Origin of the sequence: Kosakonia pseudosacchari, from assembly GCF_015167415.1 — a bacterium.
Taxonomy (GTDB): domain Bacteria; phylum Pseudomonadota; class Gammaproteobacteria; order Enterobacterales; family Enterobacteriaceae; genus Kosakonia; species Kosakonia pseudosacchari.
In genome coordinates this window covers 3,473,305-3,487,746 of sequence record NZ_CP063425.1, presented here as the reverse complement: position 1 = coordinate 3,487,746, position 14,442 = coordinate 3,473,305, and the positions used below count along the sequence as shown (strand labels likewise).

Annotated in this window: 12 protein-coding genes; 6 read left to right on the top strand and 6 right to left on the bottom strand. The window is 55.6% G+C overall.

The genetic code is table 11. From position 1 onward, the window contains the following. The first annotated feature begins 86 nt into the window (after positions 1-86). The 4 genes from purC (at position 87) to ypfH (ending at position 4,599) form a co-directional block, all read left to right on the top strand. Positions 87-800: a phosphoribosylaminoimidazolesuccinocarboxamide synthase gene (gene purC, locus IP581_RS16425; protein WP_017458944.1), complete on the top strand. Its 714-nt coding sequence runs from the start codon at positions 87-89 to the stop codon at positions 798-800. 130 nt (positions 801-930) lie between these two features. Next, complete coding sequence (ypfJ, locus tag IP581_RS16420) at positions 931-1,797, top strand: KPN_02809 family neutral zinc metallopeptidase (protein ID WP_193820873.1); 867 nt, start codon at positions 931-933, stop codon at positions 1,795-1,797. Between the two features lie 40 nt (positions 1,798-1,837). After that, the gene (locus tag IP581_RS16415) at positions 1,838-3,823 is read left to right on the top strand and encodes a tRNA(Met) cytidine acetyltransferase TmcA (RefSeq protein WP_193822713.1); all 1,986 of its coding nucleotides are present in this window, start codon (positions 1,838-1,840) and stop codon (positions 3,821-3,823) included. Between the two features lie 77 nt (positions 3,824-3,900). Beyond that, positions 3,901-4,599, top strand: coding sequence for an esterase (gene ypfH / locus IP581_RS16410; protein WP_086870849.1), 699 nt, complete (start codon positions 3,901-3,903; stop codon positions 4,597-4,599). Between the two features lie 41 nt (positions 4,600-4,640). Here the strand turns inward: ypfH and IP581_RS16405 are convergent, their stop codons facing one another. From IP581_RS16405 to IP581_RS16390, 4 genes are all read right to left on the bottom strand, one after another. After that, positions 4,641-4,841 (bottom strand): YpfN family protein, encoded by a 201-nt coding sequence (locus IP581_RS16405; protein WP_017458940.1) that lies wholly within the window; start codon positions 4,839-4,841, stop codon positions 4,641-4,643. Positions 4,842-4,857: 16 nt separating this feature from the next. Then, on the bottom strand, positions 4,858-5,985 hold the full coding sequence (gene dapE / locus IP581_RS16400; protein WP_193820872.1) for a succinyl-diaminopimelate desuccinylase: 1,128 nt from the start codon (positions 5,983-5,985) through the stop codon (positions 4,858-4,860). A gap of 3 nt (positions 5,986-5,988) precedes the next feature. Then, positions 5,989-6,345: an ArsC family reductase gene (locus IP581_RS16395; RefSeq protein ID WP_193820871.1), complete on the bottom strand. Its 357-nt coding sequence runs from the start codon at positions 6,343-6,345 to the stop codon at positions 5,989-5,991. 91 nt (positions 6,346-6,436) lie between these two features. Next, positions 6,437-6,874: a GNAT family N-acetyltransferase gene (locus IP581_RS16390; RefSeq protein ID WP_097400303.1), complete on the bottom strand. Its 438-nt coding sequence runs from the start codon at positions 6,872-6,874 to the stop codon at positions 6,437-6,439. Positions 6,875-7,058: 184 nt separating this feature from the next. Between IP581_RS16390 and ypfM the strand changes: the two genes are divergently transcribed. Beyond that, complete coding sequence (gene ypfM / locus IP581_RS16385) at positions 7,059-7,118, top strand: protein YpfM (RefSeq protein WP_100181659.1); 60 nt, start codon at positions 7,059-7,061, stop codon at positions 7,116-7,118. A gap of 100 nt (positions 7,119-7,218) precedes the next feature. Here the strand turns inward: ypfM and acrD are convergent, their stop codons facing one another. Together acrD and narQ are read right to left on the bottom strand one after the other, a co-directional pair. Next, positions 7,219-10,332, bottom strand: coding sequence for a multidrug efflux RND transporter permease AcrD (gene acrD, locus IP581_RS16380; RefSeq protein ID WP_193820870.1), 3,114 nt, complete (start codon positions 10,330-10,332; stop codon positions 7,219-7,221). A gap of 199 nt (positions 10,333-10,531) precedes the next feature. Beyond that, entirely contained in the window at positions 10,532-12,226 is a 1,695-nt protein-coding gene (gene narQ, locus IP581_RS16375; RefSeq protein WP_193820869.1) for a nitrate/nitrite two-component system sensor histidine kinase NarQ, read from the bottom strand. 223 nt (positions 12,227-12,449) lie between these two features. Between narQ and aegA the strand changes: the two genes are divergently transcribed. Continuing rightward, positions 12,450-14,429, top strand: coding sequence for a formate-dependent uric acid utilization protein AegA (gene aegA / locus IP581_RS16370; protein WP_193820868.1), 1,980 nt, complete (start codon positions 12,450-12,452; stop codon positions 14,427-14,429). The last annotated feature ends 13 nt before the right edge of the window (positions 14,430-14,442 follow it).

Below are 14,442 nucleotides of genomic sequence, written 5' to 3'. Positions count from 1 at the left end.
GGCCTTTTTTTATTATGGTGACGCAAACGTGTGCGTCAGCGTAAAATAGCCAAATTAGCCTTGTAATCACACCTGGAGTAATGAAGATGCAAAAGCAAGCTGAGTTGTATCGCGGCAAAGCGAAGACCGTGTACAGTACGGAAAACCCGGACCTGTTGGTGCTCGAATTCCGTAACGATACGTCAGCAGGGGATGGCGCGCGCATTGAACAGTTCGATCGTAAGGGTATGGTGAACAACAAGTTCAACCATTTCATTATGACTAAGCTGCAAGAAGCGGGCATCCCGACCCAGATGGAAGCGCTGCTTTCTGATACCGAATGTCTGGTGAAAAAGCTGGATATGGTGCCGGTAGAGTGCGTTATTCGTAACCGTGCGGCAGGCTCGCTGGTGAAACGTCTGGGCATTGAAGAGGGCATTGAACTGAATCCGCCGCTGTTCGATATGTTCCTCAAAAACGATGCGATGCACGATCCGATGGTGAACGAGTCCTACTGCGAAACCTTCGGCTGGGTGAATAAAGAAAATCTGGCGCGTATGAAAGAGCTGACCTACAAAGCCAACGACGTGCTGAGCAAACTGTTTGATGACGCCGGTTTGATCCTCGTTGACTTCAAACTGGAATTTGGCCTGTTTAAAGGCGAAGTGGTGCTTGGCGACGAGTTCTCCCCGGACGGCAGCCGTCTGTGGGATAAAGAGACGCTGGATAAAATGGACAAAGACCGTTTCCGTCAGAGCCTTGGCGGCCTGATTGAAGCCTATGAAGCCGTGGCGCACCGTCTTGGCGTGAAACTGGACTGACTTCACCCGCATGACTTCCGGAGGGTGTCTGCATCCTCCGGATTTCCTCACTTTTTTCCTGTGCTAATCCTTCCCTCTGCGCCTACGATCATATATACACTGAGTCCATCATTGGGATAGTGAGGTAGTTATGCGCTGGCAAGGCCGTCGAGAGAGTGACAACGTAGAAGACCGACGTAATGAGTCGGGTGGGCCGTCGATGCGCGGGCCGGGGTTTCGTTTACCGGGTGGCAAGGGCGGGATAATCCTGCTGTTTGTGGTGATCGTCGCGAGCTATTACGGTGTTGATCTCACCAGTTTACTCACCGGGCAACCGGTTAACCCACCCACGCAACAACAGCGCGCCGTGAACCCGCACGAGGATGAGTCTGCGCATTTTACCCGCGTCATTTTCGCTACCACCGAAGAGACCTGGGGCCAGCTGTTTAAAAAAATGGGGCAACATTATCAACAGCCGACGCTGGTGATGTACCGTGGCAGCACCCATACCGGTTGCGGTACCGGGCAATCCATCATGGGGCCGTTTTACTGCCCGGCAGACAGCAAAATTTATATCGATCTCTCTTTCTACGACGAGATGAAAAACAAGCTTGGCGCGGGTGGCGATTTCGCTCAGGGCTACGTGATCGCGCATGAAGTCGGTCATCACGTGCAAAAACTTCTGGGAACAGAAGCTAAAGTGCGCGGCCTGCAGCAAAACGCTAGCAAACAGCAAGCGAATGCCCTGTCAGTGCGCATGGAGTTGCAGGCCGATTGTTATGCGGGTGTCTGGGGCCACAGCATGGCGCAGCAGGGCGTGCTGGAACCGGGCGATGTCGAGGAGGCGTTAAACGCCGCGCAAGCCATTGGTGATGATCGCTTACAACAGCGCAGCCAGGGCGTCGCATTCCCGGATAGCTTTACGCATGGCACCTCGGCGCAGCGTTACACCTGGTTCAAACGCGGAATGGACAGCGGCGATCCGGCTCAGTGCAATACTTTCAGCGGGCAGCTGTAATTACCTCGTGATACAACAACTGAGTGAACTGAGCGCCCGCATGGCGCAGGAAGGGATCCGTCGCTTGCTGGTGATTGCCGGTGCGCCAGCGTGGAGTGAAGCGCAGGCGAGCACACTGCGCGACTCGCTTCCCGGCGACTGGCTGTGGGTTGGTGGAAACATCGGCTGGCCACAACACATGCACCCTCGCGCATTAACGACTTTGCTCGGGCGGGAATTCCGTCATGCGGTGTTCGATGCGCGTGAAGGATTTGATGTCGCCGCCTTTGCCGCGCTTGGCGGGACGCTCACGGCCGGGAGCTGGCTGGTGTTACTCACACCGCCGTTCGCGCTGTGGCCGCAGCAGCCGGATGCTGACAGCCTGCGCTGGAGCGATACCGCCGAGCCGATTCCGACCCCGGTTTTTGTTGCTCACTTTTGCCGTACACTCCAGAGCGATCCACAAACCGTGGTGTGGCAGCAAACGTCACCTTTCTCTCTTCCTGACTTTTCTCCCCGGCCTGAGTGGCACGCGGCAACCGGCGCACCCGAGCATGAGCAGGCGCAGATCCTTGCGCAACTTCAGCACATGCCTCCAGGTGTCGCGGTGGTGACGGCGCCGCGCGGGCGAGGTAAATCGGCGCTGGCAGGAATGCATATTGCCCGCGCATCTGGGCCTGTCACGGTCACCGCACCTGCGCGCGCTGCCACCGATGTGCTGGCGCAATACGCCGGGGAACGGTTCAGCTTTATCGCCCCGGATGCGTTGCTCCAGCAGATAACCGCGCAGGGAGCGCACTCTGGCTGGCTGGTGGTGGATGAAGCCGCTGCCATTCCTGGTCCGATGCTGCAGGCGCTGGTTTCCGCTTTCCCCCGCGTATTGCTCACCACCACCGTACAGGGTTACGAAGGCACCGGGCAGGGGTTTTTGCTGAAGTTCTGCGCCGGGTTTCCGCAGTTACGTCATTACACGCTCTCCACGCCGCTACGCTGGGCGCAGGGCTGCCCGCTGGAGCAGGTGATAAATGCCCTGTTGCTGTTTGACGATGAACCAGTCGTTGAGCCGCCGACAGGTGACATCACCATGCAGCCGTTACCGGCGCAGGCCTGGCAGGAGACACCGGCGATCCCGGCGGCGATTTATCGTCTGCTGGCGAGCGCCCATTACCGCACGTCACCGCTTGATCTGCGACGCATGATGGATGCGCCAGGGCAGCATTTCTGGCAGGCTTGCCGGGCACAAACGGCGGTTGCCGCGCTCTGGCTGGTGGAAGAGGGTGGGTTAAGTGCCGATCTTAGCCAGGCGGTGTGGGCGGGTTTTCGCCGCCCGCGCGGTAATCTGGTCGCGCAATCGCTGGCCGCCCACGGCGGTAGCCCGCTGGCGGCAACATTGCGCGGGCGGCGCATCAGCCGCATTGCTGTGCATCCTTTTTGCCAGCGTACAGGGATTGGCACTGCGCTCATCGCCCATGCGCGGACACAAACAACGGATTGTGATTACCTCTCCGTCAGTTTCGGCTATACCCCAGAATTATGGCGCTTCTGGCAGCGCTGCGGTTTTTCACTGGTGCGCCTTGGTAGTCATCGCGAAGCGAGTAGCGGCTGTTTTACCGCCATGGCGATCATCCCGCTGACGGCGGCTGGCGAAGCGCTGCTGGCGCGGGAACAGACACGCCTGGCGCGCGATCTGCCCTGGCTTGCCGACTGGCGCGAGGAAACGTTATCTCTGCCTGTTGTTCAGTCGACTACGCTTAGTGAAGAGGACTGGCTGGAGCTGGCTGGTTTTGCTTTTGCGCATCGACCACTTTCAGCAGCTTTTGGCGCGTTATGCCGATTGCTGGCGTACACGCAATTGCCATTGTCGGCATTGTGGGGACAGGTAAGCGATGGCGAAAGCGAACAGGCGTTATGCCAGCGTTTATCGCTGAGCGGGCGTAAAGCGCTGCTGGCGCGTCAGCGCCAGGAGTGTGAACAGGCGCTCTTGCACCTGGATGCTGAACGCGCGCTAAATCTGAAAACCCAGGTGCAGAAACTGCAATTTTTTTAACTAACTCATTCAGTTAAATGGCATGGTCATTATGGCTCCCGGGCGTAAACTGCACTCAACGATTTAAGGAGACAACCATGAAACATGACCATTTCGTTGTGCAAAGTCCGCCATCCCCGGCCAAACAATTACTGCTGTTGTTTCATGGCGTTGGCGATAACCCGGTCTCCATGGGGCAGATCGGTAGCTGGTTTGCACCGCACTTTCCCGAGGCGCTGATCGTCAGTATTGGCGGCGTGGAAGCCTGCGGCGCACCACCGGCCCGCCAGTGGTTTTCCGTGGCAGGCGTGACGGAAGAAAATCGTCAGCAACGTATCGACGCTGTGATGCCGCAATTTATTGATGTTGTACGCTACTGGCAGCAGCAAAGCGGTGTAAACGCGTTGGCCACGGCGTTAATTGGCTTTTCGCAAGGGGCGATTATGGCGCTGGAAGGGCTGAAAGCGCAGCCGGATCTGGCCTCGCGAGTGATTGCCTTCAATGGCCGTTATGCCACGTTGCCGCAGGCGGTTTCCGCGGCGCAGACCATTCACCTGATTCACGGCGGTGAAGATCGGGTTATCGATCTGGCCTGGGCGGTGAAAGCGCAGGAAGCGGTGCAAACGTTAGGCGGCGATATCACGCTGGATATTGTGGAGGATTTGGGCCACGCCATTGATGATCGCAGCATTGAGCTGGCGCTCGAACATTTGCGCTACACTGTGCCGAAGCACTATTTCGATGAAGCGTTAAGCGGCGGCAAGCCGAATGACGACGATATTATCGAGTTTTTATGAGTAAAGCATTCACCCCCGAAAGGGGGTGAATAATGTGAGGCCTATTTTTTCGGCTGATCCTGTTTCGGCCAGTCGTCATCGTCGTCCCACTTGTCGTTGAAATCTCGATGAGGCGGCAGATCCGGCTTGTTAGCGAGGAATTTTTTGTGATCGACCCGGCTCAGGTCTTTGATCACATTAATCAGTACGCCAAGTAAAAACACCAGTACCAGAATCCACCAATATTTTGCCAGCCAATCCATGTCATCCTCCAGGCCATCAGGCGATGAGTTGTTCCATAATGCGTTGATACATACGGGCAAGCAGTTGCAAATCCGCCGCGTTCACACATTCGTTGATCTTGTGAATGGTGGCGTTGACCGGCCCAAGTTCAACCACTTGTGCGCCCATACGCGCGATAAAACGGCCATCTGACGTGCCGCCAGTGGTTAACAACTGCGGTTTGATCTCATTATAGTGCTCAATGGCATTGACCACCGCATCCACCAGTTTGCCGCGTCCCGTCAGGAACGGCTGCCCGGAAACCCACCACTCTACGCTGTAACGCAACTGATGTTTATCCAGCAGCGCCAGCACCTGGGCTTTGATCATCTCGTCGGTCAGTTCGGTGCTAAAGCGGAAGTTGAACTGCACAAACAGATCGCCCGGGATAACGTTGTTGCTACCGGTTCCGGCTTTGATATTGGCAATCTGCATGCTGGTAGGCGGGAAGTATTCGTTACCGTGATCCCACTGGATCGCCACCAGCTCATTGAGCATTGGCGCGGCGCGGTGCACCGGGTTATCCGCCAGGTGCGGATAGGCAACGTGCCCCTGAACACCGTGAATGGTCAGGTTGCAGGTCATCGAGCCACGGCGGCCGTTTTTTACCACATCGCCCACCACTTCTGTACTGGAAGGCTCGCCGACCAGGCAGTAATCCAGCCGTTCGTTACGCGCCATCAGCGCGTCGACCACTTTGACGGTGCCGTTGGTCGCGCTGGCCTCTTCGTCAGAGGTGATGAGAAATGCCAGACGGCCTTTATGCTGTGGATGCTGCGCGACAAAACGCTCGGCGGCGACGACCATCGCCGCCAGCGAACCTTTCATGTCTGCCGCGCCGCGGCCAAACAGCATACCGTCGCGGATGGTCGGTTCAAAAGGCGGGTTGATCCAGCGGTCGGCATCGCCCGCTGGCACCACATCCGTATGGCCAGCGAAGGCCAGCGTTTCGCCTTGTCCGCGCCATGCCCAGAAGTTTTGCGTGTCGCCAAAATCCATCGGCTCAATGGTGAAACCGATAGCGCGCAGGCGTTCAATCATCAACGCCTGGCATCCTGCATCATTGGGACTCAGAGAAGGGCGACGAATAAGCTGCTGTGTCAGCTCAATAACCGGGCACGACATAAACTACACCTCGTTAATAAACTTCTCATAACTGGATTCATTGAAACCCAGCAGCATAGGCTTACCCGGCGCGCAGAGCAATGGGCGTTTGATAATTGCAGGCATTTCAAGCATCAACGCGATGGCAGCAGCATCATTGGTGATGGTTGCACGGCGGGATTCATCCAGCTGGCGCCAGGTGGTGCCACGTGTGTTTACCAACGCTTCCCAGCCGAGTTCATCCACAAATGTACGCAGTAAATCTGCATGAATACCGTCTGCGCGGTAATCGTGGAAACGGTATTCCACGTGCTGCGCTTCGAGCCAGCGGCGCGCTTTTTTGATGGTGTCGCAGTTTTTGATGCCGTACATGGTGATCATGGTGAATCCTTTTGTCTCATTTTTGGTTATTTGTGCAAGAAATTAGAATGATGTATTTTAATTTGCCTGTGATTGGTCTGATAAGCAAATGTCAGCGGATATAACCACTCTGTTCCAGTTTGAATAAACTTTCAGGTGTTGCGCATACCATGCCAGTGGTTAAAAAACGGAAACCATATTGTTGATAAAATCCTGTCTTTTCCGGTACGGAATAAATAAAGGTTTTGCCGAACGGTAATAATGTTCTGACAATGTCAGACATCAGTTGTTTTCCATAACCACGTCCCTGCATTTCTGGCGCGACCACAATATCCGCAACATAGCTGGCCCACGTCAGATCGCTGATAGCACGCGCCGTGGCAACCAGTTCTCCGTTATGGTAGCCGAACCAGCAGAAGGTACTGTTGCGCCACGCCTGCTCGACCAGCAAGGGGTCGCGCTGATTGAGACCGCCTGCGGCAATAAGCGCCGTTAACGCCAGCCAGTCCACCGCTTCAATTGCTGATTTATCGAACAATGTGATCGTCATTTCATTTGGCCCTAAAGTTTTTATGGAATATTGCCGTTATTCACAGTAAATGACATGACATCGGCTCATAGTTATCGCAAGCATTAAAAGTACCCCGCTAATAACAATTGAAGCAATTGATTAACGTCTCTTCAATGCTGTTACGGGTTTGAGTAGAATTGCCAGAATAATAAGAGAGGTAGTTATGATTGAACATGAACTGGGGAACTGGAAAGACTTTATCGAAGGCATGCTTCGTAAATAATTTCCAGACGAACGATTAAGCAGTGACGGCTTGATAAATAACAATGTGAACCAACACATGAAAAAGGCGACCAGTTGGTCGCCTTTTTGTTATGCAGACATTACTGCGCGCGCGCTTTGAGCGGGAAACGGCGGCGCACCAGCACGAAGAACAGCGGCACGAAGAAGATTGCCAGCACGGTCGCGGAAATCATCCCGCCCATCACACCGGTACCCACGGCATGCTGGCTGCCGGAGCCCGCGCCGGTGCTGGTTGCCATTGGCAGCACACCGAAAACGAACGCCAGCGAGGTCATCAGAATCGGCCGTAAACGCTGACGGCAGGCATGCAGCGTGGAGACCAGAAGATCTTCGCCTTTGGCATTCATGTCGTTGGCAAATTCGACGATGAGTATCGCGTTTTTCGCCGACAGGCCTATTACTGTTAACAACCCGACCTGGAAGTAGACATCGTTCTCCAGCCCGCGCATCCAGGTCGCCAGCAACGCGCCAATCACGCCAAGCGGCACCACCAGCATCACCGAGAACGGCACCGACCAGCTCTCATACAGCGCCGCGAGGCACAGGAACACCACCAACAGGGAAACCGCATATAACGCCGGTGCCTGCGCACCGGAAAGGCGTTCCTGGTAGGACATGGCGGTCCACTCCAGACCAAAACCAGTAGGCAACTGACTAACCAGTTTCTCCATCACATCCATCGCCGTACCGGTACTGACGCCAGGTGCGGATTCGCCGACAATCTCGACTGCGGCATAACCGTTGTAGCGCTCAAGGCGCGGCGAGCCGGTTTCCCAGCGCGAGGTGGCAAACGCGGAGAACGGCACCATTCCACCGCTGCTATTTCGCACATACCAGAGGTTGATATCGTCCGGCAGCATACGGTATTTCGCCGCCGCTTGTACGTAGACTTTTTTCACGCGTCCGCGATCCATAAAGTCATTCACATAGCTGGAGCCCCAGGCGGTTTTCAGCGTGTTGTTAATATCATCAATCGACACGCCCAGCGCCTGCGCTTTGCGCTGATCGATATCGATTTGCAGCTGTGCGCTGTCATCAAGACCGTTATGGCGAACGCGGGTCAGCGCCGGATCTTTCGCCGCCATCTCAATCAGGCGATCGCGGGCCGCCATCAGAGCGTCGTGCCCTGCACCGGCATGATCCTGCAATTCCATATCGAAACCGGCCGAACTTCCCATGCCACTGATAGCGGGCGGGCTGCTGGCGAAAACGCGGGCTTCACTGATGCGGCTAAACGCTTTGGTGGCGCGTTCGATAATGGCAAAGGCGCTACCACTGTTCGGATCGCGGGCTTCCCAGTCTTTCAGGCGGATAAACAAACGCGCCACGTTCTGCCCGTTACCACCGGGGCCGGAACCGACGGTGGCAAACACCGACTCGACATTCGCTTTTTCGTGGGTGAAGAAATAGTTTTCGACTTTTTGCACCACTTTCAGCGTCTGCTGCTGCGTCGCCCCGCTCGGCAACTGCACAGAGGTGGTAAACATACCCCTGTCTTCAAGCGGCAGAAATGACGTTGGCAGACGCAGGAACAGCAGCACCATGCCGCCAATCAGCAGCACATAGAGCAAAATCCAGCGCAGGCTGCGATGCAAAATCTTACCGACGGCGGTTTCATAACGATCGGCGTTGCGGTTGAACAGACGGTTAAAGGCGCCGAAAAAGCCTTTCTGCCCGTGCAGTTCACCTTTATGCAGCGGCTTGAGCAGCGTGGCGCACAGCGCCGGGGTGAGGATCATCGCCACCAGCACAGAAAGCACCATCGCCGAAACAATGGTGATTGAGAACTGGCGATAAATCGCGCCGGTGGTGCCGCCAAAGAAGGCCATCGGCACAAATACCGCCGACAATACCATCGCAATCCCCACCAGCGCGCCCTGGATCTGCCCCATCGATTTGCGTGTCGCTTCCCTGGGCGACAGCCCTTCTTCGGTCATGATGCGTTCGACGTTTTCCACCACCACAATCGCATCATCCACCAGCAGACCGATGGCGAGTACCATGGCGAACATGGTCAGGGTGTTGATGCTATAGCCGAATGCGTAGAGCACCGCGAACGTGCCAAGCAGTACGACCGGCACGGCGATAGTGGGAATCAGCGTGGCGCGGAAATTTTGCAGGAACAGGTACATCACCAGAAACACCAGCGCGATAGCTTCAAGCAGGGTTTTCACCACATCGATAATCGAGGCTTTAACAAACGAGGTGGTTTCGTAAGCGACTTTATATTCCAGACCGTGCGGGAAAAAGGGAGCCAGCTCGTTTAGGCGGTTAATCACCAGTTCTGCCGTCGCCATTTCGTTAGCGCCGGAGGCCAGTTTTACACCCAGACCGGAAGCCGGGTTGCCGTTAAAACGGCTCAGGTAGTCATATTTCTCTGCGCCCAGTTCCACCGTCGCCACGTCACCCAGGCGCACTTCTGAACCGTCCTGATTCACGCGCAGCGTAATATTGCGAAACTGTTCCGGCGTTTGTAAAAGCGACTGGGCGTTGATAGTGGCGTTTAACGCCTGGCGATCGACAGAAGGGGTTCCGCCAAGTTGCCCGACGGCAATTTGCGCGTTCTGCGACGAAATGGCGTTGGTGACGTCCGAGGCGGTGAGCTGGTAACTGTTGAGCTTCGCCGGATCGAGCCAGATACGCATTGAATATTGCGAACCGTAGGCGTCGATATCGCCAACGCCGTTTACGCGGCTAATCGGATCCTGAATATTACTTGCCACGTAATCGGAGATATCTTGCTTATCCATCGAACCGTCGGTGGAGACAAACGCGATGGTTAAAATGTTGGTATCACCGGTTTTGCGCACCGTGACACCCTGGTTTTGCACGGCTTGCGGGAGTTTACGCATCGCCGATTGCAGCTGGTTTTGTACCTGCTGCACGGCTTCATCAGGATCGGTACCGGCACTGAAATTGAGGGTGACCGTTGCCTGCCCGGTGGCGCTGCTTTGCGAGGACATATACATTAAATTATCGAGGCCGGTCATATTCTGCTCGATAACCTGCGTCACGGTGTTTTCCAGCGTTTGCGCCGATGCGCCAGGGTAGTTAGCGGTAATGCGGACGTTAGGCGGTGCTAAATCAGGATATTGTTCGACGGGTAAAGAAATAATGGCAAGTGTCCCCGTAAGACAGATCAGGATCGCCAGCACCCACGCAAAAATGGGGCGATCAATAAAAAAATTCGCCATCAGAAATAAAACCTCATATTGCTGCGCATCGTTATAGTGACATTGCTTGCATCAATGTAGCGGCAATGCAGAAACCAATCGTGGAGAAAAAAAGGAGAAAATGTAAATTATCATGCCCGATTAAGGCATAACTATGCATAGCGATACTTAAGCAAAATTTCCTCCTGCACAAACTCATTTAACTTTAAATTCTTTACACTTATTGACGCTCCGCGCTGACCGCTAATGGAAAACGAAACTGCACCTGGGTGCCGCAGCCCGGCGGAGAGACGATTTGCAGCACGCCGCCAAGGCGCTCGGCGCGCTCGCGCATGATCGTCAAGCCGTAATGTCCGGCGGGCTCCTGCGTGCTCTTCATACCGATGCCGTTATCACGAATGTAGACCGAATGCAGTCCGTCAGGATCGGTCACACAGCTGACGGTGATTTCGCTGGCCTGCGCGTGCTTAATCGCGTTGATGACCGCTTCGCGCACAATTTGTAAAACGTTCATTTGCTGTTGCGCATCCAGCGCCTGCGTGGGTAAACGGCAATCCAGATTCAGCTTCGCGCTGGTCTGGCTTTGCAATACGTCCAGGGCTTCACGCAGCGCGGCGGGCAGCGAGCTTTGCTGTAACGAGAGGCGAAACGTGGTGAGCAGCTCACGCAACTGCTGCCACGCGTTGTTCAGACCCCGTGAAAAGTCGTCGATAATCAGGTGGGCAGGGGCATTATCTTCCGGCACCGAACGTTTAAGCAGCGCCAGCTGGATACGCAAATAGGAGAGCATCTGCGCCAGCGAATCGTGCAGTTCGCGGGCGATGGTTGCGCGTTCTTCCATCAGCATTAATTGCTGGTAATGCTTCTGCGCCTGGTTGATATAGAGCCCGCGCCCAAGAATGGTGGCGATATTGCACATCAGCGGCGCGGAGAGCGGCTGCTGGTGGCTTTGCCAGCGCAGCTCGCCCAGCACGTTCTCCTGCATATTGACCGGCAAGCTGTTTACCGGCAGTGCGGGGTTAAGCTCCCCTTGCTGGATCCGCCAGTTATCATCGACAACCAGTTCCAGGAAGCAGGCTGCCTGATGATCGTAGACGATCTGCAACACGTGGCGCAGACACAGGGCGTCAATCTGGCTGGTGTTGAGCGCCTGCGAGCACTGGTACATCACCTCCAGCCGGCTGTTGGCTTCGTGCAGATCGCGGGTTTTTTCCGCCACTGACGTTTCCAGCGAGCGGTAGAGTTTAAACAATTGCCCCGACATTCGGTCGAACGTTGAAGCCAGTAACCCCAGTTCGTTATCCAGTTTGTTATCGAGCGGCAGCAAGGAAAATTGCCCTTGCTGGATACGCTGGCAGGTGGCGACCAGATTATTAAGGGGTTTGACGACCCGCTGGCGAATACGGCGCAGCGTAAAAAACACCAGCGTGAAAATCCCGGCTGCGCCCAGCATCGAAATAGCGACTACCAGCATCATTTTGCGTTCGGCGTAGTGCTGGAGCGCCAGCACGAACAAATCAATTTGCCCGACATAGGCCTGGATATTTTGCGCGTACCATTGCTGGTCGCCCTGGATCAGATGCTTTTCCATCTGGTGCCAGTTTTCGTGCAATTGCCCATAACGTTGCTGCACTTCCTGCGGAACATACCAGCGGTTCAGGGTTTGTAATACGGGAGAATTCAGCGTCTGCTGGTAAATCTGGCGGTGGGGTTGTAGTTCAGCGGTCTGTTTTTGCAGCTCGTAACCAAGACGGTAACTCTGCATGCGCAACGACCCGGCAATATTAATGGCTTCCGCGTCCCGCAGGCTGCTGGCAAGCGTGATGAGCGCCACCCCGGTGGAAAGCAGTGACAGTAAAACAAGAGAGAAAAAGGCTCTGGCCAGGCTTCCTGAAACAGGTTTTTTGACGATCACTGCAGCGCTTCCCAATCCTGATGTTACGTACAGAAAACATCGGCCTGAACGTCCATCGAATGAAATAATTTTTCAGAAATCCTGAAATAAATTGATCTGCTACAAGCTCGTGACAAATAGATAACCTTTCTGGGCAATTGAACATTGCCTGTGTCGTGCTGCCCCGGTAAATACAATGCTCATATAAAAAATAAGGTTTATTAAACCAGAAAAGAAGGGTGCCATGAATCGTTTTATTATGGCGAATAGCCAGCAATGTATAGGATGTCGTGCCTGCGAAGTCGCGTGTGTGATGGCGCACAATGACGAACAACATGTGTTAAGCGCCGCGCATTTTCACCCCCGGATCACCGTGGTAAAACACCAACAGCACCGCAGCGCGGTGACCTGCCATCACTGTGAAGCTGCACCCTGTGCCCGCAGTTGCCCGAATGGCGCAATCAGTCGTGTTGATGAGGCGATTCAGGTCAATCAGCAAAAATGTATTGGCTGTAAATCCTGCGTGGTGGCTTGCCCGTTTGGCACCATGCAAGTGCTGGTCACGCCGATTGGCGACGGGCTGGTGAAAGCCACCGCACACAAATGCGATCTGTGCCAGGGCAGGGCGGAGGGCCCGGCCTGCGCGCAGAATTGCCCGGCCGATGCGCTGCAACTGGTAAACAGCGACGCGCTGGCGGAGTTTGCGAAATCACGCCGTCTGCGTACCGCCAGCCAGGAGGCGCAGCCGTGGCACAGTGTCGCGGCGCTGACGCCCGCCTTTAACGACCGCAAAGTGCGGCAGATGCGTAAAACGCCGCCGCGCGGTGAGCCTGATAAGCTGCCACTGGCGGCGCGTAAAAGTGGTTTTGATGAGATCTATCTGCCGTTTCGCGCCGATCAGGCCAATCGTGAGGCTGAGCGCTGCCTGACGTGTGGTGACCACAGCATTTGCGAATGGACTTGTCCGCTGCATAACCATATTCCGCAGTGGATCGAGCGGGTGAAAGCGGGCGACATTGCGACGGCCGTCGAACTTTCGCATCAAACCAACTGCTTGCCGGAGATCACCGGTCGTGTCTGCCCGCAAGACCGGCTGTGCGAAGGGGCATGTACGGTGCGCGATGAGTATGGCGCGGTCACGATCGGCAATATTGAGCGCTATATCTCCGATCAGGCGCTGGCGCAGGGCTGGCAGCCCGATTTACAACAGGTTGCGGCGGTAGATAAGCGTATCGCGATTATCGGTGCTGGCCCGGCGGGCCTCGCCTGTGCGGATGTGCTCGCTCGCCACGGTGTGAGCGCCACGGTGTTCGATCGCCACCCGGAAATCGGTGGTTTGCTCACTTTCGGCATCCCCGCTTTTAAACTGGATAAATCGCTGCTGGCGCGTCGTCGGGAAATATTCAGCGCGATGGGCATCCGTTTTGAGCTTAATTGTGAGATTGGCAAAGATATCGCGCTGGATACGCTGCTCAGCGATTACGACGCGGTGTTTGTAGGCGTTGGCACTTACCGTTCAATGAAAGCCGGGTTGCCAAATGAAGACGCTCCGGGCGTTTACGATGCGCTACCGTTCCTGATTGCTAACACCCGCCAGTTAATGGGGTTGCCGGACAGCGCCGACGAGCCGTTTATCAATACTGAGGGACGCAATGTCGTGGTACTTGGTGGCGGCGATACGGCAATGGACTGTGTGCGTACCGCGCTGCGTCATGGCGCGGCAAAAGTGACCTGCGCCTACCGTCGCGACGAAGCCAACATGCCTGGCTCGAAGAAGGAGGTGAAAAATGCGCGGGATGAAGGGGCGGAGTTTGAGTTCAACGTTCAGCCGGTAAATCTGGAGCTGGATAAGAGCGGTAAAGTTTGCGGCATTCGCTTGCTGCGTACACAGCTTGGCGAGCCGGATGCCAAGGGCCGCCGCCGTCCGGTGCCAATTGAAGGCAGCGAATTTGTGATGCCTGCCGATGCGGTGATCATGGCGTTTGGTTTCAATCCGCATTCGATGCCGTGGCTGGAGCGTCACGGTGTGCGCATTGATGACTGGGGGCGCATTGCTGCCAGTGTCGAAAGCCAATATCGCTACCAGACCAGCAACCCGAAAATTTTCGCCGGGGGCGATGCGGTGCGCGGTGCCGATCTGGTAGTGACCGCGATGGCGGAAGGGCGCCATGCCGCGCAGGGCATGATGGACTGGTTGGGCATCAAAGCACCAGGGCAGCATTAAGGCGTTTGCCATA